The 21,142-nt window shown below is 35.3% G+C and carries 17 protein-coding genes and 1 pseudogene; 12 read left to right on the top strand and 6 right to left on the bottom strand.

Translation table 11 applies throughout. The features are described from left to right. The first annotated feature begins 203 nt into the window (after nt 1-203). The 4 genes from pckA (at nt 204) to CG11_RS01600 (ending at nt 4,137) form a co-directional block, all read left to right on the top strand. Nucleotides 204-1,817: a phosphoenolpyruvate carboxykinase (ATP) gene (pckA, locus tag CG11_RS01585; RefSeq protein WP_052592432.1), complete on the top strand. Its 1,614-nt coding sequence runs from the start codon at nt 204-206 to the stop codon at nt 1,815-1,817. Nucleotides 1,818-2,133: 316 nt separating this feature from the next. Then, nucleotides 2,134-2,370 carry a DUF2158 domain-containing protein gene (locus tag CG11_RS01590; protein WP_052592434.1) on the top strand — a complete coding sequence of 79 codons (237 nt, stop codon included), beginning with the start codon at nt 2,134-2,136 and terminating at the stop codon, nt 2,368-2,370. An 88-nt stretch (nt 2,371-2,458) separates the two neighbouring features. Then, complete coding sequence (locus CG11_RS01595; protein WP_052592436.1) at nt 2,459-3,394, top strand: hypothetical protein; 936 nt, start codon at nt 2,459-2,461, stop codon at nt 3,392-3,394. Between the two features lie 17 nt (nt 3,395-3,411). Next, on the top strand, nt 3,412-4,137 hold the full coding sequence (locus CG11_RS01600; RefSeq protein WP_052592438.1) for a tRNA1(Val) (adenine(37)-N6)-methyltransferase: 726 nt from the start codon (nt 3,412-3,414) through the stop codon (nt 4,135-4,137). Between the two features lie 896 nt (nt 4,138-5,033). Here CG11_RS01600 and CG11_RS01605 read toward each other — a convergent pair. The 5 genes from CG11_RS01605 to CG11_RS01625 form a co-directional block, all read right to left on the bottom strand. Next, the gene (locus CG11_RS01605) at nt 5,034-5,390 is read right to left on the bottom strand and encodes a T9SS type A sorting domain-containing protein (RefSeq protein WP_052592439.1); all 357 of its coding nucleotides are present in this window, start codon (nt 5,388-5,390) and stop codon (nt 5,034-5,036) included. A 77-nt stretch (nt 5,391-5,467) separates the two neighbouring features. After that, nucleotides 5,468-5,713 carry a T9SS type A sorting domain-containing protein gene (locus CG11_RS01610; RefSeq protein ID WP_197043761.1) on the bottom strand — a complete coding sequence of 82 codons (246 nt, stop codon included), beginning with the start codon at nt 5,711-5,713 and terminating at the stop codon, nt 5,468-5,470. A 164-nt stretch (nt 5,714-5,877) separates the two neighbouring features. Beyond that, nucleotides 5,878-6,228 carry a hypothetical protein gene (locus CG11_RS01615; RefSeq protein WP_052592445.1) on the bottom strand — a complete coding sequence of 117 codons (351 nt, stop codon included), beginning with the start codon at nt 6,226-6,228 and terminating at the stop codon, nt 5,878-5,880. Between the two features lie 69 nt (nt 6,229-6,297). After that, nucleotides 6,298-6,648 carry a hypothetical protein gene (locus tag CG11_RS01620; protein WP_052592447.1) on the bottom strand — a complete coding sequence of 117 codons (351 nt, stop codon included), beginning with the start codon at nt 6,646-6,648 and terminating at the stop codon, nt 6,298-6,300. 72 nt (nt 6,649-6,720) lie between these two features. Further along, nucleotides 6,721-7,071, bottom strand: a complete 351-nt coding sequence (locus CG11_RS01625) for a T9SS type A sorting domain-containing protein (protein WP_052592452.1) — start codon at nt 7,069-7,071, stop codon at nt 6,721-6,723. 433 nt (nt 7,072-7,504) lie between these two features. On the opposite strand from CG11_RS01625, the gene CG11_RS01630 reads away from it, so the two are divergent. The 5 genes from CG11_RS01630 (at nt 7,505) to CG11_RS01650 (ending at nt 15,797) form a co-directional block, all read left to right on the top strand. Then, nucleotides 7,505-9,019, top strand: coding sequence for a hypothetical protein (locus CG11_RS01630; RefSeq protein WP_052592454.1), 1,515 nt, complete (start codon nt 7,505-7,507; stop codon nt 9,017-9,019). 78 nt (nt 9,020-9,097) lie between these two features. Next, nucleotides 9,098-10,123 (top strand): OmpA family protein, encoded by a 1,026-nt coding sequence (locus CG11_RS01635; protein WP_052592456.1) that lies wholly within the window; start codon nt 9,098-9,100, stop codon nt 10,121-10,123. Between the two features lie 186 nt (nt 10,124-10,309). Continuing rightward, complete coding sequence (locus CG11_RS01640) at nt 10,310-12,139, top strand: hypothetical protein (protein WP_052592458.1); 1,830 nt, start codon at nt 10,310-10,312, stop codon at nt 12,137-12,139. Between the two features lie 141 nt (nt 12,140-12,280). After that, the gene (locus CG11_RS01645; RefSeq protein WP_052592460.1) at nt 12,281-14,974 is read left to right on the top strand and encodes a hypothetical protein; all 2,694 of its coding nucleotides are present in this window, start codon (nt 12,281-12,283) and stop codon (nt 14,972-14,974) included. A gap of 181 nt (nt 14,975-15,155) precedes the next feature. Next, a complete protein-coding gene (locus tag CG11_RS01650; protein WP_052592462.1) occupies nt 15,156-15,797 on the top strand; it encodes an oxidoreductase in 642 nt (213 codons plus the stop codon). A gap of 77 nt (nt 15,798-15,874) precedes the next feature. Here CG11_RS01650 and CG11_RS01655 read toward each other — a convergent pair whose 3' ends face one another. Further along, nucleotides 15,875-17,662, bottom strand: a complete 1,788-nt coding sequence (locus CG11_RS01655; RefSeq protein WP_052592464.1) for an aminopeptidase P family protein — start codon at nt 17,660-17,662, stop codon at nt 15,875-15,877. Nucleotides 17,663-18,093: 431 nt separating this feature from the next. Between CG11_RS01655 and CG11_RS01660 the strand changes: the two genes are divergently transcribed. The 3 genes and pseudogenes from CG11_RS01660 to CG11_RS01670 all read left to right on the top strand — a co-directional run bounded on the left by CG11_RS01660 (nt 18,094) and on the right by CG11_RS01670 (nt 21,001). Further along, on the top strand, nt 18,094-18,957 hold the full coding sequence (locus tag CG11_RS01660) for an AraC family transcriptional regulator (RefSeq protein WP_052592466.1): 864 nt from the start codon (nt 18,094-18,096) through the stop codon (nt 18,955-18,957). Between the two features lie 46 nt (nt 18,958-19,003). Continuing rightward, nucleotides 19,004-19,990, top strand: a complete 987-nt coding sequence (locus CG11_RS01665) for a bestrophin family protein (protein WP_052592468.1) — start codon at nt 19,004-19,006, stop codon at nt 19,988-19,990. Nucleotides 19,991-20,288: 298 nt separating this feature from the next. Beyond that, nucleotides 20,289-21,001: pseudogene (locus CG11_RS01670) on the top strand (pirin family protein). The last annotated feature ends 141 nt before the right edge of the window (nt 21,002-21,142 follow it).

Raw genomic sequence — 21,142 nt, forward strand, 5'->3', positions numbered from 1 at the left:
TTTTTTTTAAGAGGATGCTATTTAGAAACAACAGACCATGCTCTTAAAAGCTTCAGAAAAAAGAAAAACTTTATTTTTAAATTTAGATTACTTTGTAGCTTTACGAAATTATGCTTAAGAAAATAAACTACCGATTTCAAAAGAGGTTTTTATTATCTTAATCATAATAACTACAAGGTCTATCACAAAAAAAAACACGACTAATGAAGAACGTAGGTCTTAAAAATCCCAACGCAGATTTAACTACGCTTGGTCTGAAGAATGTAACCGCTTACTGGAACTTACCTGTTCCTAATCTAGTAGAACGCACCATCGCTATGGGGGAAGGTGTCTTGGCCGATTCTGGTGCACTTGTGATCAAAACAGGAGAGTTTACTGGGCGTTCACCCAAAGATCGCTTCATTGTAAAAGACGCTGTCACCGAAAATACAGTTGATTGGAATGATATCAACATGCCTTTCGATTCTGATAAATTCGATGCTTTATATAATAAAGTAACCGCTTACTTAGAAAACAAAGAGGTTTATGTACGTGATGCTTACGTTTGTGCAGATGAAAACTATCGCTTGACGCTTCGTTTGGTTGCTCAAAAACCATGGTCTGCCATGTTTGCTTGCAACATGTTTATGCGTCCAACAGAAGAGGAAATTAAAAATGCAGCTCCAGAATGGACAATTTTGTGTGCTCCTGAATTTATGGCTGTTGCTGAGGAAGATGGCACTCGCCAACACAACTTTGCAATTGTTAATTTCTCACGCAAGGTAATTTTGATTGGGGGAACTGGTTATACAGGAGAAATCAAGAAAGGTATTTTCTCTGTTTTGAATTATGTTCTACCTCACAACAGAAATGTATTATCAATGCACTGTTCTTCTAATGTAGGAGAAAATGGAGATACAGCAGTTTTCTTTGGGTTGTCTGGTACAGGGAAAACAACGCTATCTGCTGATCCTAAACGCAATCTTATTGGCGATGATGAACATGGTTGGTCGGATACAGGTGTCTTCAACTTCGAGGGTGGTTGTTATGCCAAAACAATAGATCTTTCAGCAGAAAAAGAGCCTGAAATTTTCAATGCTATCAAATTTGGTGCAATCTTGGAAAACATCAAATTCCACGAAGGAACAAGAACACCAGATTATGAAAATACGGAGATTACACAAAATACGCGTGTATCCTACCCTATTTATCACATCGATAATGCTTTAGAGCCATCTCGTGGAGGTATTCCTAAAAATATTTTCTTTTTGACTTGCGATGCCTTCGGTGTATTGCCTCCGCTTTCTAAATTAACTCCTGGTCAAGCTATGTACCACTTTATCTCTGGTTACACAGCTAAAGTTGCAGGAACAGAAGCTGGAATTACAGAACCTGTGACCGTATTCTCTGCTTGTTTTGGAGCTCCATTCTTACCGTTACACCCTACACAATACGCTGAAATGTTAGGTAAGAAAATGAAAGAACACAATGTTAATGTGTGGCTAGTTAACACGGGATGGTCTGGTGGTTCTTATGGCGTTGGTAGCCGTATGCAACTAAAGTATACTCGTGCTATGATCGCAGCAGCACTAAATGGAGATTTAGATAATGTTGAATTTTCTACATTGCCTGTATTTGGGTTGAGCATGCCAATGACTTGTCCTAATGTTCCTGATGAAGTACTTAATCCAAGAAACACATGGGAAGATAAAGAAGCTTATGACGCTAAAGCTCAAGAATTAGCACTTGGTTTTGTTCAAAACTTTGAGCAATACAAAGCACAAGCTAATGAAGAAATCATGGCTGCTGCACCTAAAAATACAGCAAGCGTTCAATAAACAAGCTTATTATTATAAGGTGCTCCTTTTTTGATGTGTGGTGCCTTTTTTATAAGTAATGTCTATATCATGAAAGCCATCTCTAGTCGTTAGGGGTGGCTTTCATCTTTTGATCATCTATACTTCTCTACCAAGGAATTATTACAAAGCTAGAGAAACCTCATTACTCACAAAAATAGTTCACTAAAAATCTCTTAGAGAAGCTATACATCTACAACATATTTTTATATATTGTAGGGTTCCAAAAAATTTGGTTCTAAAATAAGTTGGGAGTTGATACCCCAACAATATATTCACTTTAATACAGTTTTATATTATGCCAGAAATAGGAGAAGTAGTTCGTCTAAAATCAGGTGGTCCCGACATGGTTATCACTTATGTTTACCAAGAAAATGAAGGCTCTCGTGAAAAACTTGCACTCATGAAAGGTTTTGGACCTGGTGATATTGCTTGTGAATGGCAACAAGTAATTAATGAAGAAAATATTCGAACAAAAAAAGAATCTTTTAAAGCTGCTACGGTCGTTTACTTAGATGGTCGACCAGTGAGCTAAGAATATCTAAATTACTTACCTAATGATGGTTCATTCAATATAATTGGATAACCTACTCTAATCAACAAAAGAATAACTCAATTAAAATATGGAAATTGGAGATTTAGTCCGACATAAGGTGTCTAAAGTAGAAATGACCGTTATGCGGTTAATTGGAGATGAGGAAAATGCAGCTTTTGAATCTATTGATCGTCGTATGCAAACCAAAGGTTTTGGAATGGGCGACCCGACTTGTATGTGGTTTGAAGGTAGTATCCTGCATTATGGCGTCTTTAAAGCAAACGAATTGGATGTCTTGGTATACAAAGCCGCTGGTGCAGCTGGCATCGGTGCTGATGACGAGGACTTAGGCGATTTAGATCTAGATATTGATGATTTAGACCTTGACTTAGACGATTTGGATTTGGATTTAGATGATCTTGATTTAGACGATGACTTAGATCTGGATCTTGATTTAGACCTTGATCTAGATGATGATGATTTGGATTTAGACTTGGACTTAGATGACGATCTAGATTTGGATGACTTGGACTTGGATGATTTAGACCTTGATTTGGATGAGGACGATGATTTAGACTTAGACTTAGATCTAGACGATGATCTGGATTTAGATGATTTGGATCTAGATGATGATGGAGACGATTTTGACGATTTGAATATCAACTTTGGAGATGATTTAGATGACTTAGACTTAGATGATTTGGATTTAGACGATGATTTAGATCTGGATTTAGAGGACGATACCGAGGAAGAGAAAGCAGCGGAAGCTCCTGCTAGTGACGACTTAGACTTTGACCTAGGGGACGACTTAGATTTGGATTTGGATGAGAACGATAACTTAGACTTAGACGAAAGTGATTCAGAAGAGGAAGATGACAGTCTAAATCTTGACTTAGACGATGACTTAGATTTAGACGATGACGACAGCTTAGATCTTGACTTAGACGATGACTTGGATTTAGACGACGATGACAGCTTAGATCTTGATTTGGATGATGATGATGATTTAGATTTGGGTTTTTAAGGAGTAAGGAATAATAGATGTCAACATTTCGATTTAAACAATTTACTGTACAACAAGATAAGTGTGCTATGAAAATTGGCACAGATGGCGTACTATTAGGTGCTTGGGCGGATATGCTTCAAGCATCTTCTATTTTAGACATAGGAACAGGAACGGGTGTACTAGCGCTGATGTCGGCACAAAGAAATGCAAAAGCTCTTATTCATGCTTTAGAAATAGATCGAGCTGCATTTGAACAAGCTAGTTCTAATATTGAAAATAGTCCTTGGAAAAATCGACTTAGGATTTTACATCAATCTATACAGGATTATAGTCAAAAACCTTTGATACCACTTTTTGAGAGCATTATATCTAATCCACCTTATTTTAAAATAGAATCGGGTGCTTTGATCAAAGATGCCGCTAGACGACAAGCAAGAAGTACAGATACTCTAACATTCGATACTTTGTTAGACAGTGTTTTTTCCCTTTTACATCCTAAGGGAAATTTTTCTGTTATTTTGCCTATTGACGAAGGAAAGGAATTTATGCAGTTAGCACTGCAAAAAAAATTTTACATAAAGAGATGTACTGAAGTCATCCCTAGAGAAGGAAAAATGAGTAATCGTCTCTTGCTCGAACTTGTTCTTTACGATACTCTTACAGAGAAGAAGTCTTTAATTATCCGAACAGCAGAGAAAGGTAATCATCATTATACAACAGCCTTTAGACAATTGCACAAAGATTTTCTGTTAGCTTTTTAACAAAAAAGCTGCATTATTTTATTATTATTTATAATAATATTATAACTTTATAGTTACATTCTATTATTATATATAAAAAGAAAAAAGGCTAGCAGTAAAAACCTAGACGATAGTTTCCAACTGCTAGCTTAACAAGATTTTTTCTATCCTAGTTTCGTCCCTTAAACTGTATGGATAGTTTGTATCTTATTATACAACTTTATCAAATCCCCTTATTTGCTTTAGTTGTTAATACAAATATAGACCACATTTTTATAGTATGCCAAAACAGAAGTGTAAACTTTTCCCGTTTTTTTCGCCATTTTTAAACACAAAAACCTCCATAACCAATTACAAAACAACACTTTACATGAAATAAAATTTCCCCAAAAAATACCCATTTTTTTTCTCAAAAAAAACTTACTTTTTTTTCTCAAAAGACAAAAAAGAGACATTCATAATAGCGAATCTTAGAATTTGCCTCTATTTTAAAATAACATTTTACAATAAAAAGTCTCGATTACGCTTTATTTGAAAGTCTAACCAAAGCATTTTGGCACTTTTAAGCAAAACGAATTTGAAGAAATTCCAAAAACTCAGTTGGATTCTTAGCGATTTAATTTTGATTGTACAGTCTTTATCTTCCCCAAAGCTCTTCCTCTAAAAAATCTATTTTTCTTGCTCCACTTACTCACTCCTCATTGTATTCATAATTAACAAAAAAGGCAAAGAATATAGCTTCATCTAGTTACTATCTCCCTTGCCTTAACACTTCATTTTTAGATAAGTAAGCAATAATAAGTAACACACTAGTATAAAATTAATACATGAGTTTGTTGTTACTTACTGAGAACAACTTACTTAAGTCAATGCCTGAACTCTTAAAGATATTTATTGTTTAAATCAGGCACTTATCTTTATATAACTATGGTAAACACTTGAAGGTCGTCATAGTCATCAATTGTCTCTACAGTATATGTTCCTGGTTTTAATCCAGTCGTTGAGATTCTAGTTTGTAAACTTTGTGTTGTCTCTTCTATTACAACAACACCCGTCGAATCTATCACTTTAATAGACAAATTAGTAGCTGTTGGTTGGTTGACCACAATTTCGGTCATTGCTTGAATTACAGTTCTTGGTCCTCCATCTACTTTTGGAATTACAACCGTATTAGGAACCTTAATAGATGCGTGGCGCACATCAACAATTCCCGTAATATTTAGCAGCAGCATAACAGCTGCTGATGTAGCAACAAAAAAATTTGATAAATTCATGTTTCAATTGTTCTTTATTATTTAGAAAATAGATTGGGGGGTTCTAATATAATAAACAAGTCACAGGGTAAGTTTTATCAATCAATAGTTATGGGGAACTCTTGATAATCTCCATGGTCATCCACAGTCTCTACTATATACGTTCCTTTACTAAGTCCCGCTGCCGAGATTACGGTCTTTTTTTCTTGGGTTGCAGTTTTTATAACAACATTTCCGTTTGAATCTACTATAGTTATATATAAGTTAGTAGCTGTTGGCTGATGAACGACAATATCTGTCATTGCTTGAATTACAGTTCTCGGTCCACCCTCTACCTTAGCCACTTCGACTAAGAAAGTTGTTGTTGTCTTCGAAGCTTCAGCAACGACGCCTAATGTAAATGTAATAAAAATTAATATCGTGATAAAAAACTTTGGCATATTCATAATAATAATCTGTCAGTCTGTGAAGTAAATAGGGGTATGGGGTGGGTTTCAGAGTTTAGCTATTAATTAATTGTTATAGAGAATTCTTGATAATCATTATAATCATCTACTGTCTCTACAGTATAGCTGCCAGATTCTAATTCCTCTATTGAAATCACAGTCTGTTCACTTTGAGTCTCTGCTTCTATGACGGCATCGCCACTAGAGTTTTTGATGGTAATATATAGATTGGTACTTGTTGGTTGTGTTACCGTAATATCAGTCATTGCTTGAATTACAGTTCTTGGACCTCCATCTACTTTGGGGGTAACAACCAAAAGGTTAACTACAGGTTCTATTGTTGTTGTACTAGATGCATTCAAAGAAAAAGTAGTACAAACGAATATGGCGATAAGAAACATTAGCGTCTTCATATGATATAGGTATTTGTTGTTGTTAATAAATGATTGATTTGTGCAGTGGTTCTAGTTGGTACAAAGCGATTATTCTACAGCAATCGAAAACTCTTGATAGTCACCATAGTCGTCTACTGTCTCTACTACATAGTCACCTGGCTCTAAGCTTTGTATCGAAATCATTGTATTTTCTTCTTGCGTTTCTGCTTCTATCGCTGTATCTCCATTTGAGTCTTTGATAGTGACGTATAAATTGGTTGCTGTTGGCTGCAATACTGTAACATTTTCTTCTGCTCCAGTCATTGCTTGAATTACGGTTCTTGGTCCACCTTCTACTTTTGCCATCGTATAATCAGGGAAAACATTTGTCGTTGAATTGGCATTAAAAGAGAAAGAAATAGTAAAAAGTAGCGCGATATATATTTTGAATAAGTTCATGTCTGTCTGTATTTAGTTGTGTGTTTATTAAAAATTGATTGATTGATTGATTGGTGTTGTGTATATATTTGATTACTCAACGTTTATGTAAAACTCTTGATATTCTTGAGAGTCGTCAGTAGTTTCGATCTTGTAAGTTCCTGCATTCCACTCTTCTGTAGAAAAAGTAACTTCTTGTGCACTAGTAGTCGCTTTAGCCATAAGTTGTCCATCTGAGTTAAGGATAGTGATGTATAAGTTATTAGTTGTTGGTTGCAAAACTACAACCTCGGTCATTGCTTGGATTACGGTTCTTGGACCGCCTTCTACTTTCTTGGCTTCTACGGTTATATCGTTATCAATAATTGTAGGCAAAGTAGCAGCTGCGTTGAATGAAAAAGTAATAGAAGTAAGTACGGCGATAAAAAATTTTGAAATATTCATGTTCCCTGTAAGTTTTATATTTTTATATCTAAAAAAATGAAGTGTTAATTTGCTTTTTACAATTTATAGTCGTAGATTTATGGCTATTATATCAATAAGAAATATATTTCCACTTGATAAAAGGCTAGCGCATGAGTAATAGACGACTCAAAACTGCTTAGTTTAACAAGATTTGGTCCTGAAGAATTAGAACATATTGTCCCTTTTGTTATGTATGCTTTAGAACCTTTTGTCCTTATTAACCAACTTTAAATAAGTCCCCTTATTTGCTTGGTTGTTGACACAAATATAGAGTGCCTTTTGTCCAATAACTAGGACAAAAAATGGCTCATTTCCCCCTTTTTAAAAAAACTGGGGCTCGCCCTTAATTGACACAACTCATTACAAATCAATTTTTTATAACCATTTTTAACCTTTTAAAACGTCCCCAAAAATGGAAAAGAAAAAAGTTGCTTTTTTTTTAATAAAAGCTTTATCAGACAATGATAGGGGGACTTTTATTAAGAAAATAAAGTGCGGAAAAACGACGAAAAGTGCAGAGCGACATGAGAAGTTATTTGCCTACTTGGAGAGCCTTCAATCTACTGATGAAATCAATTCAACCAAACTTGTAAAAATGCTGAAGTTGTCTAGCTCTAAAAAGTTGACTCCTTTGTATGGCGAGCTGATTTCTGACATCAAAAACCACTTAATTACTTCAGAATTAAAAAAAGATGAACTAGTACAAGAACTCTTATTGCAAAAAGCGTTATGTAACAGAGAAGAAGTAGAATATATTAAAATTTTACACGAAGAAATTCGAGAACGAATTAGTGAAAATGCAGACAAACCTCTTCCTCCTGAAGTTTATCATCAATATGCTCAATTCTACAAAAACCTATATTCTCATCCACACACCAATACAAGCAAAGAATCTGCTTCCATTTATTTGAGTTTTAGCGAGAACAACTTAGACACCTCTTATTGGATTAGTAAATTAAGATTGCTGATAGAAAAAGCCAACAGGGGGATTGCATTGGCACACGAACGATTCTTGCTTCAAGAATTAAAAGAACTACCCGATCTTACTCAATACAATCATAATAATGATAATCACATATTGAGTATCTATGCTCGAGTGTACAAGTTTGCCTTGGCTCCTTTCCAAAAAGAAGACCTAGAACACGTATTGACGATCATTGATAAGTATTCTTTTAATTTGCCAAAAGAAGACAAAGAACGTATTTTCACATTCTTGATGGGTATTATAGACTATTACAGAGTACACGAAGAAACAAAAACAAATCTGACAGTTTACGAAGTCTATAAGGTTTACAAAATGGGCTTTACCAATTTGTGGTTGGTTCAAGATGATGGCTTGATGTATTTTGAAGATTTTATCAATATGCTCTACTTAGCCTTTTACTACAAAGATTCTAGTTTGTTAGAATCTATTGGTTCTGATTATACCCAATACATCCATGAAGGATACGATTCTTTTATTTCTATGCTATCCAAAGCTTATAATTTCTTCTTACATAAGCAATGGGAAGCGGTTCTAAAATCATTTTCAAATCAAGAACTTCCCAACAAAGAACATCGTTTGCACTTTATTGTACAACGCAACAATATTGAGATAAAAGCCTTATTTGAAGCATTTGTTCACGATAAAATTGAAATTCGTGATATCTTAGGCTATTTAGAAAAACACTATCGTTTTATACAAAGAAGAAATACGTATTCGGACGAGAAAAAACTTCGTAACTTCAATTTTATCAAATTCTTAAGAAAGCTGTATACTTATCTTACCAAGCGTATCACATTTAATTTCAACAAGGAAATTGCAAAAAAAGAAATTACTGCATGGATTGCAGAAGTAGAAAAAGCGGGAACAGAAACTATTGATCAGCCTTGGTTAAAATCGATTGGTGAAACACTCTTGCAAGAATTGGGGCTTGGCGCAGCATAAACATACCTCAAAAATCTCATTGAATTGGTGTATTATTTGTGGTGAATAAACAGTTGACTAATCACTAAAAAACAGTTTATGAAGCTTTTTCTATCACTAACATTTTTAAGCCTTTCTTGTAGTCTTTGGGCTCAACCCCAAAAATCCAATCATCCAATTCGTGTTGAATCTCAGCCAACCTATACCAAATGGCAAAAAAATTACTTTATCTCAAAAATTAGCTTCTTTGAGAGACGTACGGTATTAGATTTGAAGTTTGTCTTCGAAAGAGGCACCAAAGAATGGACTAAGTCTGTTATTTTTATGCCTCCTAATACGGTTAATTCATGGTGCCTCAAAGACCCTGAAAGTGGTCAAATATTTGACCTGTTAGAAATTAGTACGGTTAAACGGAATGGCGTAGAAATCAAGGAACGCATTAAGTCTCCTAAAGATAAAGTGCAAATTGAGTTGCCCTTAGAAGGTAGACCGAAAGAAGTATTTACTTGCCAAGTACACTTTCCTAGACTTCCAAACGAATTAAAAATAGTCGATCTACTAGAAGGTCCTAATAGCAAATATTCGAAAGGACACTGGAATTTTTTTGATATTCAACTTTTCCCTGTTGCTCCCGAAAAAACCGCTCCTTCTATGCAGGAAAAAAAGGAAACTTCTGATGTTAGCAATGACTTTAAGTTGACCTCTGATAATCCTCCTCAAGATCAACCCGTTTTACCTTCTGCCTTAGTTTCAATGAACGATATAAAGTGCAACAAAAAGTTAGAACTTAGTGAGATAGTATTCCAAGACAATTCTATCAAATTTCAAAATATTATCAAAGCTGAAAGAACGTTGTCAATCTTGCGCACCTATCTCCTAGCGTATCCCAATAGCCAAATTGAACTGTATGGTCATACAGATATTTTTGGTACTCCTCAACGAAATCTAGATCTATCTCAACAGCGTGTTGATAAATTAAAAGATTGGTTTATTCAACGAAGTATTTCTACTTCCAGAATAAAAACACATGCATTAGGAGGCACTCAACCTTTATTTCCTAAGGGGAATGCAAAAAATAGACGAGTAGAGGTGCAGATTTTGTGCGACCTATCTCCTAAAAATTAGTTTCTATTAGACGATTCGAACTTGCCATTAGTCCTATTCAAATAAATTTCTATATTTGTAGTCTAGTAACTTTACTGACTTTAATATTATACTTCGTAGTTTTTTTCGTTTTTTGCAAAAAGTAAAAAAATCCACGAAGTAAAGTAATATACATCAAGGAATTAATAGCAAGTCTCATTCTATTTTATGCGCCAACTTATAAAAAAACAGCCTTTCTTAAGTAGTTTATTCATCAACTTGGTGCTTTTTGTCGTTTTCCTAAGTATTTTCTATACTCGATTTGGAACAACCGATGATGTCGAGATGCAAATGGTTTTGGCAGGAACTGGGATTATACAAGAATCATCGGCTAATCTGCGTTGGTCTCATATTTTTTTGGGGCACTTACTTTCTAACCTATATATTTACTTTCCTAGCTTACCGTGGTATGGTCTCTACCTAACTGTTGCCCATTTACTAGGAATGTCTGCTATACTATATAGTATCTTAATACTAAAACCAAGTTATTATAGAGTAGCTATTTTTGTAGCTTGCTTTTTACTGGGCGAAACAGCCTTATTGCAAGAACTCCAATTCACCTCTTCTGCCCTAGTCTTAGGGACAGGTGCTGTATTTTTGTTATTTACAGCCATTTCAAACCCCAAAGATAAACGGCAAAAGCTGTGGTTTTCTTTGAGTTTTGGGATGCTCTTATTGGTAGAAATGATTCGTTGGAACTCATTTCAACTGATTGTAGTTCTAAGCCTTCCCCTATTGTTGTATGCTATTTTTCAACAAAAAGAAAAGCGCATCGCCAACCTACTTATTTGCACATTAATGCTTGTTGGAGCTTGGGTAGTCGAACAGGGACATTATTGGATTCAAAATCAAGATCCTGCTTGGGAGGCTTATAATGAATACAAACACTCCTTATCTGCTCACGATATTTTAGATTATCACAAACCTCAATACGAATGGAGTCCTTCTACAGCAGACGATTATTTCTATAAAGTAGGTTGGGAATACGAGGATTTAATGCTTTTTAAACATTGGTTCTTTGCTGACTCAACTGTTTACGGCGTTCAGCAGTTTAAAGCACTTCAAGAAACCTTTCAAAACTGTCCGTATCCTCAAGAACACTTAGAAGACCGACTGTGGCAATTTTTTATAGGGTCTCCCATTCAAGACTATGTTTTTTATGGTTTTCTATTGGCAGGACTTTGTTTGTTATTCATCAAGGGCAATCGTTGGATTTATCTATCGTTAGGCACCAGTATTCTAATGATTTTTGCTTTATTGTGCGCACTGTTTTTATTCAAACATCTACCCTCTAGAGTCAGCTACCCAATGGCATTCTATTTGATTGCCTTATCAGGTTTGTTCATTACCTACGACAAAGAATTGCAGCGAAAAACCAAGTTGTTTAGTTTGATTTTTATCAGTTTCATGGTTTTATCAAATCTAAAAATGGTCACACTAGAGAGTAGTAAAACAGCTTTTAACAAGATGTATTGGTCAGCGGCATTGGATAGTTTAAATGCTCAAGCCGATCAACTTTATATTGGAGGTGGCGATTACTATATGCAATCTACAATGACTCCTTATCAAGCAACCAATGATTCGCTATTTTTAAATTTTAATATGCTTGATTTGGGACATTTTGCGAACTCCCCCAATCACTACAAGCAATTGGAAGCCTTTGGCATTAAAAACATTCATACAGAAGCGCCATTGGATACCAATATTTATCTAATTCACCGTTATAATGCCTCATTCTTAAATTGGTATGCTAATTTTTTGGCACGACACTACGACTTGCACATTCAATACGATTTGGTACGCAAAGAAAAGAATGTCAATGTTGCTGTTTATAGAATTCAGGAGCAAATTAGAGACAAGCCCAACTCGCAAGGCATTAGCTTGTCTAATATGGAGAAATTAGGTATTCAACCCAAAAAGAAACAATCATCTCCTGAAGATGCCCAAAAACCCAAAGCCAATTATTTAGAACAAGAGCATTTTTACTTACCCCAATAAGTATTCTAACAAAGAGATTTATGGTACTAATGATTGGGCAAACTGCAATTTATTCGTTAAATTAGTTGTCTAGAGTTTTGCTATCCTGCAATTTGTCCGTATGGTAAAACTCTTAAATTTGTCAATACCCAATATACCTCAATGAGTCTTAGTGTTTATACCAAGAAGAGTAAAGAAAAACTGATGCTTTCTCACAAGCCATTTGCTAGTGGAGGAGAAGGGCATCTATATCGCATTATTGCTCCTCGCTCCTTTTCCAATTCTGTTGTTAAAATTTACCATCCCAATAAACTTAGCCCTACAAGAGAAGCTAAAATTGATTACTTATTGGAATACCCTCCCAAAGATAAAGGACAAAATGCTATTGTTTGGGTACAAGATAGTATCAGAGATGCTGCTGGCAACTTTCTTGGTTTTGTCATGCCTTTGGTTGAAGGAGAAAAATTAGAAATTTTATGTACCTCTAACTTGCCTAAAAAATTAGCCAATACTTGGTATCGGTTTCATAACAAAGCAGACAATGCACTAGAATTGAGATTAAAAGTTTGTTATAATCTCGCTACAGCAATTCATCAAATTCATGCTTCCAAACGCTATATTTTAGTAGACTTAAAACCAGATAATATTATCATTACCTTAGATGGTTTAATTTCTTTGGTTGATTTGGATTCGGTAGAGGTTGTTGAAAATGGTCAGAAGTTGTTTGATGCTCCAGTGGCTACGCCCGAATATACTCCACCCGAATATTACAACAAAAACAATGCGCACGACCCAACACAACAACAAGCTTGGGATCGTTTTAGTATGGCAGTCATTTTTTACAAACTACTCATGGGCATCCATCCCTTTGCTGGTTCTTTTCGGTCTCCTTATGATAATGCTACGACCCTAGCCAAAAAGATAGAACACCATCTTTTTGTTTTTAATCCTGAGATCAGTTCTTATAAAAAAAGTATTCCGCCTCCGCATGAATCCTTTTATCACTTGAGCCAAGAATTCCAAGATTTGTTTCTACAAGCTTTTGTAACTGGTAGTAAACAACCAGAATTGCGACCAACAGCACATGCTTGGTGTTCTGCAATTATGCAACACTTGGACATTCAGCGTTTCAGAGTTCTACCATCAAAATTAATTCAATTACCAGAAAACCAAACGTTATTAGAGGCGGTATACCAAGCTAGTATTTCACCTGATGCTTTTATTCAGGAATTAAAGAGGCCTACAAACAATTCGCTGATAACTTCATTTCCCACAAAGAAATCTGATGCAACCTTTATGCTTCCTCTTCGGCGAATCAACGCTGCCATTTTAGCATTAGGACTGACCTATGGTCTTTCGAATATTTTTTTTAATAACAACTTGCCTGTTGGTTATTTGGTGGTACTAATTACAGTTGTTAGTTCGATGACAATCCTTTTGTTTAGTTTTTTTAGTCGTCAAAACAATCGAGAAGCCTACTTGCTAAAGATATCTTTATCAGAAAGTCTAAAATTTGCTCAAAAACAGCAACAGATATTTGAAGGGATCAAAGAACATTTAGAACAATTTTGGAAGCGGTTGAATCAAGAGCATTCTAAATTTTTCCCCAATGCATCTCAAAACCAACATTATTCCATTCAACAATCTATCGCTCATGAATTTAAGCAACTACAAGAAGATTTGGAACGACAAGATAAATTGGCTAAAGACTTAATTCAATCCGAGACTTTTGAATACACTGCCCTAAAAAAGAAATACAATCGTGCTCTACATACCAATTCTGATTTTGCCGCAGCAACATCCTTAGATGCAGAATTATCAGCGATTGATTTTGCATTACAAGAAAGTATGGAAGATTTGCAAAAAACGTTGGGCAAGGAATTAAAGGCAACGCAACTCGAATACGACCAAGTTGTTGAAAAAGATCAACGTAGACTTCGAAATTTGGAACGTTCTGTACAACAAAAAATTGGACAATATCGAAAAACAAGCTTGCAAGCTAAAAAACAAGAAGAAAAGAAGACTTTGATTAAAATGAAACGTCAAATTCAGAAAGATTTTGCCAACGTTCCCAATAATATTGCCACCAAAATTAGCTTGTTTAAAGATGAAATCAAACATTTTTTAAATCAGCACAACATTCAAGATATCCATCAAATCAAAAACATACAAGCTCCAGGGATTGTTACCCTAGAAGATGATAAAAAAGTCTCGATTGCTCCACTCAAATATTATCAAATCCACGAACTACTGGAATGGTGGATGGCGGTCAAATTGGGAGAAGTTGAATTGAGTAAAACACTAAAAGAGCAGATTCATCAACATTACGAAGATAAATTTCAGGGGTACAAGAAAAAACTTATGGATGAACTCAAAAAAGTGCAACAAGAAACTGCCAAACGCAAACAATCGATACAAAAAGAAGCTTCGGTTGTGCTTAAAAAATTACGAGAAAAAAACACTCCTCAGATTGCCGTATTAAAAGAAAAATATGCGCAACAAAAAGCTTTTTTGGAGCAACTTTTTGAGGCTAGAAAAATAGAAGAAACCGAAATTCATGAACGATACCAAACTCGGTTTGATGCTTTGTTAGAGGAAGCTCAAACTAGAGCTAATAGAAGTAAGGAGGCTATTCAAACTATCTATCAAGCTAATACCGCTGATTTTAAGCGTATTGCTGCTTATCAAAAAAATCGAGCTAAATATACCATTGGTTTGGAACGCCTAAAAGAAGAATACAGTCGCTTAAAAGATAGTCGTTCTAGGTATCAACGTACCAAAGAACAAGCTCAAAAATATCAAGAAATCGACCTTTGGAAACACCTTCAACAAATGTTTTTTATCGCTCCTATTTAATTAGAATAAACATATTATCATTACTTCTTGGAAAAACCGTATCAGTTTGATTACAAATAGGTTGTACTAGTACTGCTTACTTCCTTAAAGAGCTAATAATCAAAACTAATGTAAAGATGCTTTTTTATTTTTTTGCAAAAAATAAAAAATCCACGAAGTACTAATACAATAATACTAATCAATGACAAAAAAAACAGCTTTAATTATTGGCGCTTCTGGCTTGGTCGGTAAACGCTTGGTTCAACAATTATTACAAGACGAACGCTACGAAAAGATCACGGCATTGGTTCGAACACCATTGGAAATAAAGCATGAAAAGCTAACTCAAACTCGCTATGATTTTAACTGGCCTAATGCGGACTTGGCCATCGGAGATGAGTTATTTTGCTGCTTGGGAACGACAATCAAAAAAGCGGGCTCTCAAGCTGCTTTCAGAAAAGTAGATTATGATTATATCGTAGAAACTGCTAAAATTGCCCTAGCTAATGGCACTAAAAAAATAGCCGTTGTTTCTTCTATGGGAGCAGATAAAGATTCTAGTATTTTTTACAATAGAATAAAAGGCGAAACAGAGGCAGCCCTTCAAAAATTAAGTTATGAAGCGTGTTATATCTTGCGACCATCTTTGTTAATGGGGGCTCGCGATGAGTTGAGAATGGGAGAATTGGTAGGTAAATTATTTATGACAGCATTTGCTTTTGCTGTACCAAACAAATACAAGGGTATTGAGGGCAAGCAAGTTGCCAAAGCTATGATCGCAATTATGAATTCTAATAAAGTAGGGTTTCAAATTTTTGAATCAGATGCGCTTCGCACTTTTTAGATTCAGTTGAAGATTTAAACTATGAATATGAATACCCATAGTTTAAATCTTCAACTAAACTTTTGGTTATCTTCCTTTTACTCTACACCAACAGCTTGGCATTTATTCCACAACCAAGCTTTCTCCTCTCCTTCCAACGAAGGCGACAAAGCTGCATACACACGTTGATGATACTGATTCAACCATGCAATTTCTTCTTTTGACATCAAAGATAAATCAATCAATTCCGTTTCGATTGGAAACAAGGTAATGGCATCAAATGCCAAGAAATCTTTATTAATTGGAGAAGGTATACAAAGCATTAAGTTTTCAATTCGAATACCATATGCACCTGTTTTGTAAAAACCTGGCTCATTAGAAGATACAGTTCCCGCTTTTAAAGGAGAGGAACCTCTCAAGGTTGTCGTACTTTCTGCAAACCCTTGAGGGGGCTCATGGACTCTCAAAAAGAAACCAACTCCATGCCCCGTTCCATGTCCATAGTTCAGACCTGCATTCCAAAGATTCATTCTAGCCAGTACATCCAGTTGAACCCCAGTTGTACCTTTAGGAAAATGAGCCGTTTGCAAGGCAATATTACCTTTCAAAACTAAGGTATAGTGTGTTTTTTGTTGCGCAGTCGGTGTTCCAAAACAGATGGTTCTTGTAATATCTGTTGTTCCATCCAAATATTGCCCACCACTATCAATCAAGAGCATTCCTTCATTTTTGATGGTAGCGCAAGTTTTTTCTTCGGCACGATAATGCACAATAGCTCCATTGGATTGATACCCTACAATTGGCGGAAAGCTCTCGCCTTTGTATAAATCTTGTTGGCTTCTGAAGTAAATTAGCTTATCCGCTACTTCTGTTTCTTTTAAATCTCGATTTTCAACTGTTTTTTCTAACCAGTTGAAAAAATGAGTTAAAGCAATTCCGTCTTTAACCATTACCGATCTAAAATGAGTTATTTCTGTCTCATTCTTAATCGCCATTATCGGCATAATAATCGAAGTCCCCTTTATCAAATCCGCTTTGAGAGAAGGCTCAAAAGACCAGCTAAAGTTATTTTTGTCTACAAAAATGGTATCTTTTGCTGGTAATACACTCAAAGCAGTACCTACAGCATGGTAATCCTTGAGGGATACTCCTGATGCTTTTAATTTACGTTTTAACTCTTCAGGCACTTTATAATCTCTAATAAACAAGGTTGCCTTTTCTTCACTCACCAATAAATAAGAGAGCACGACAGGAGTATGATCAATATCCCATGCTCGAATGTTCAACAACCAAGCGATTTCATCCAAACCACTAATAAAATAATGCTCTACTTTTCTTTTTTTCATCTCCGCACGAACTTGCGACAACTTTTCTTCCCTAGACTTACCATTGTAGAAAACATCATAATCGTATGCAATTGTGTCAGGCAAAGGGGGACGGTTTTCCCAAACTTTACTACTAATCCGTTCGACATCTTTAATGACAATATCTTTAAGACTACAATGAGATTTTAAATAAGCAATTTGTTGTACAGAAAACAAACTTGCTTCTACCCCTATTGTTGCCCTTTCAGGCAATGTATTACACAGCCATTCAACGTGTTCTGGTGCATGCTGTACTTTTTGTTTGTGCAAGGTAATTCCTGTCCCTTCCAGTTCTGATTCTGCTTGCAAAAAGTATCTGGAATCGGTCCATAAAGCAGCATAGTCCGCCAAAACAACTAACAGTCCTGCTGACCCTGTAAATCCTGAAAAATAAGTTCGTACTTTCCAATGTTCTGCCACATATTCGCTTTGATGAGGATCATTAGCAGGGATAATTAAGGCATCAACACCTTCTGATTTCATAGCAACACGCAGTGCTTTCAAACGTTCTTTTATGGTCATTTTATTATTTATTTATTATTTTTAATAGTAGTTACTTAGTAATGCTACTTCGTGGTCGTTCGCTTTGTTACTTGCTACACTACTAGCACAAAGGCCCAAGGTCATGAACCTAGCGAACTAACTAAAAGCGCAGCGCTCACGAAGTAATCAACGACCACAAAGTAGCAGCGTAGCTAACTACTAATACTAGCAATACTTCATTAAAAATTGCCAGTAACAGATCGTACTTACTCCAATATTTTTTTCACTAAAAGACCACTCCACAAAAAGCAAGATAATTATTTGACGAAGTGGTGCAACTAATGTAATTACATTAACAGAATAAAAGTAAAAACAAGCGTAAATTTATTAGACATTACCAAAAATTAGGAGTCTCTTGTTTGCTTTCCAAATTTGTTATATTGGTACACTTAACCGCAAATTTCTTACAAATGGACAATATAAAAACCTATCAGCATATCAATGCCTCCAATGCCAAGCTAAGTTTTGGTATTTCTAGAATGGAAGCCATTTACACGCAAAGAAAAGGGAAACCAGATGCCCCACATCGACATAATTACTATACAGCCTTGCTCATAAAACAGGCAAAAGGAAAACATTTTATTGATTTTGAATCCTATCCACTCAGTGATTTACAAGTTTACTTCATCACGCCAGGGCAAGTACATCAACTCATAGAAGAACAAGTTTCTATAGGGTATTCGATGGTCTTTTCCGTAGAGTTTTTGATACAAAACAACATTCCTCTTTCTTTTATTGATGATCTTAATCTTTTTAATAATTATAACCAAAATCCACCTTTAGATTTAAATATACAGCAATTTGACAAATTAGCTTATTATTGCAACGAAATGATCGCTTGCCAAGACAATACCCACAAATACAAAACAGCAGCAACAGGGGCTTTGTTGAAACTATTTTTAATTACCTGCAATCAAATTTGCACCTTGCCTACTGACAACCCTCAACAATTGGAAGCCAGTAATTCTATCTTAAAAAAATTCAAGCAGTTGGTCGAAAGTAATTATTTGACATGGCATTCTACTTCTGACTATGCCCGTGCTTTAAACATTACACCAGATCACCTCAATAGAACCATTAAATCCTTGATTGGAAAAACTGCTAAAAATTATATCCAAGCTAGGATAACCATTGCTGCCAAACGATTGTTGTACTTTTCTGATTTGAGTTCCAAAGAGATCGCTTACCAATTAGGGTTTTCTGAACCTGCTAATTTTAGTGCTTTTTTCAAAAAAAACACGGGCTTATCTCCCTCTCAATTCAAAAAGTCGTGATGCTATCAACAACTCATTTTATCCATAACTAAAACAATATAACACTATGTACGCCAAACGAAATTATAGTTTTAAAATGACCGCCAATTGGTCCAAAAAACCTTTTTTATATGGATTAGTCTATGCGACCGCAATCTGTGCCATTCCCATTGTATTAAAAATTAAATTTTCTTTGCCTTGGCAACCTGTCAGTGTTATTGGTATTGCAGTGGCTTTTTATTTGGGGTTCAAAAATAACAGTTCTTATGATCGCACTTGGGAAGCTCGAAAAATATGGGGTGCTATAGTCAATCACAGTCGCTCTTTTGGCGCTGCTACAATGGCATTTGTTCAAGGAGATGGTCGCGAAACAATCCAAAAAGAACTACTTTATCGGCATATTGCTTGGATGACAGCACTTCGTTATCAACTTCGTTTAAGCAAGGAATGGGAGCATACACAAGAACGTATCAAAGGACTTTATAATCCTACTGTCTGCGAAAATTATTACCAACAATTAGACACAGAGTTGTTGCAATACATTCAACAAGATGAAGTGGATTATTACAAAACAAAATCCAATATTGCTACTCAAATATTGATACGACAATCCAAACGACTACAAGAACTAAAGGATTTAGGCTATTTTAATGATTTTAGACATGTGGAGTTTCATGAGTTGATTACAAAACTATATGATGATCAAGGAAAATCTGAGCGCATCAAAAACTTTCCCTTTCCTAGACAATATGCCTCTACGGCACTATGGCTAACCATGGTCTTTTGTGCCTTGTTGCCCTTTGCTATGTTGGATATTTTTATGGAACCAGCAGGTTGGACAATTTTCTTTTGTCCGCTAATTTCAGCTTTACTTATTTGGGTTTATTTTCTGATGGAAAAGATTGGCGATTATTCCGAAAACCCTTTTGAAGGAACGTACAACGATGTTCCGATTACTTCTATTGCTAGAGGAATTGAGATTGATTTGAGAGAGATGCTTGACGATACGAATATTCCTGCGCCACTACAACCCCAAAATGGCTTTTTGTTATAATCTAATAGATTATCCTACTACTAATAACAACAGTATTGAGCAATAATTGTTCATCGCTTTTTCATAAGTTTTATCCGTTTTTTCATATTCCCTAATTGACTGTTTTACTCGATATTTGTAGTTACAAAAACAAACGAATATGAATCGAAAAAACTTTATAAAAGGGGCTTTGTTAACCAGTTGGGCAACCATTTTTTCGCCTGCTAGTATCAAAGCTGAATCAAACAAAAAATCCACTTATAATAGATTACTGAATCAAGTTGGATTTAATCATTTACCCAATAAACAAGATAAAACGATGAACACAGTATTGCATAAAGCCGATAGTAGAGGAAAAGCTGATCATGGATGGTTGAATAGTTACCACAGCTTTAGTTTTGCGAATTATTACAACCCCAACCGAATGAATTTTGGTGTTTTGAGAGTCCTAAACGACGATCGAGTAGCAGCCAATAGAGGTTTTGGAAAGCACCCACATGACAATATGGAAATTATCTCTATTCCATTAGAAGGCGACTTGGAACATCAGGACAGTATTGGAACAGTTTCTGTCATTAGAGAAGGCGATGTACAAGTAATGAGTGCAGGAACTGGAATTTTTCATAGTGAAATGAATAAAAATAAAGATAAAGAAGTCAAATTTTTGCAAATATGGGTCTTTCCAAAAGTTAAGAATGTTGAGCCTCGGTATGATCAAATTTCTATTCGGGCAATCGAAGAAAAAAACAAGTTCTACCAAGTATTGTCCCCCAACAAAGACGATCAAGGTGTTTGGATATACCAAGATGCTTGGTTTCATATGGGAAAATTTGAAAAAGGCAAAAAAGATAGCTATTCGATCAAAAAGAAGGAAATGGTGTCTATATCTTTGTTCTGGAAGGCAATGTTAAAGTCGATGGTCAACAATTAGAACGTCGTGATGGCTATGGGATTTGGGATATAGAAAAATTCAACCTAGAAGCTAGTTCAGATGCCAAAGTTTTGGTCATGGAAGTTCCCATGAATCTCTAATGGAATGTTGTACAGGTTGTTAAAAAACGATGGTTCTTCTCAATATTTTGGGAGGAACCATTTTTATTGAATATTTTTGGATTTTCAACAGCCTTTATTCTCATTTACGACCAACAATTATTTCATTGATTTACAATTAAC

The sequence above is a fragment of the Aureispira sp. CCB-QB1 genome (assembly GCF_000724545.1).
Classification (GTDB): Bacteria; Bacteroidota; Bacteroidia; order Chitinophagales; family Saprospiraceae; genus Aureispira.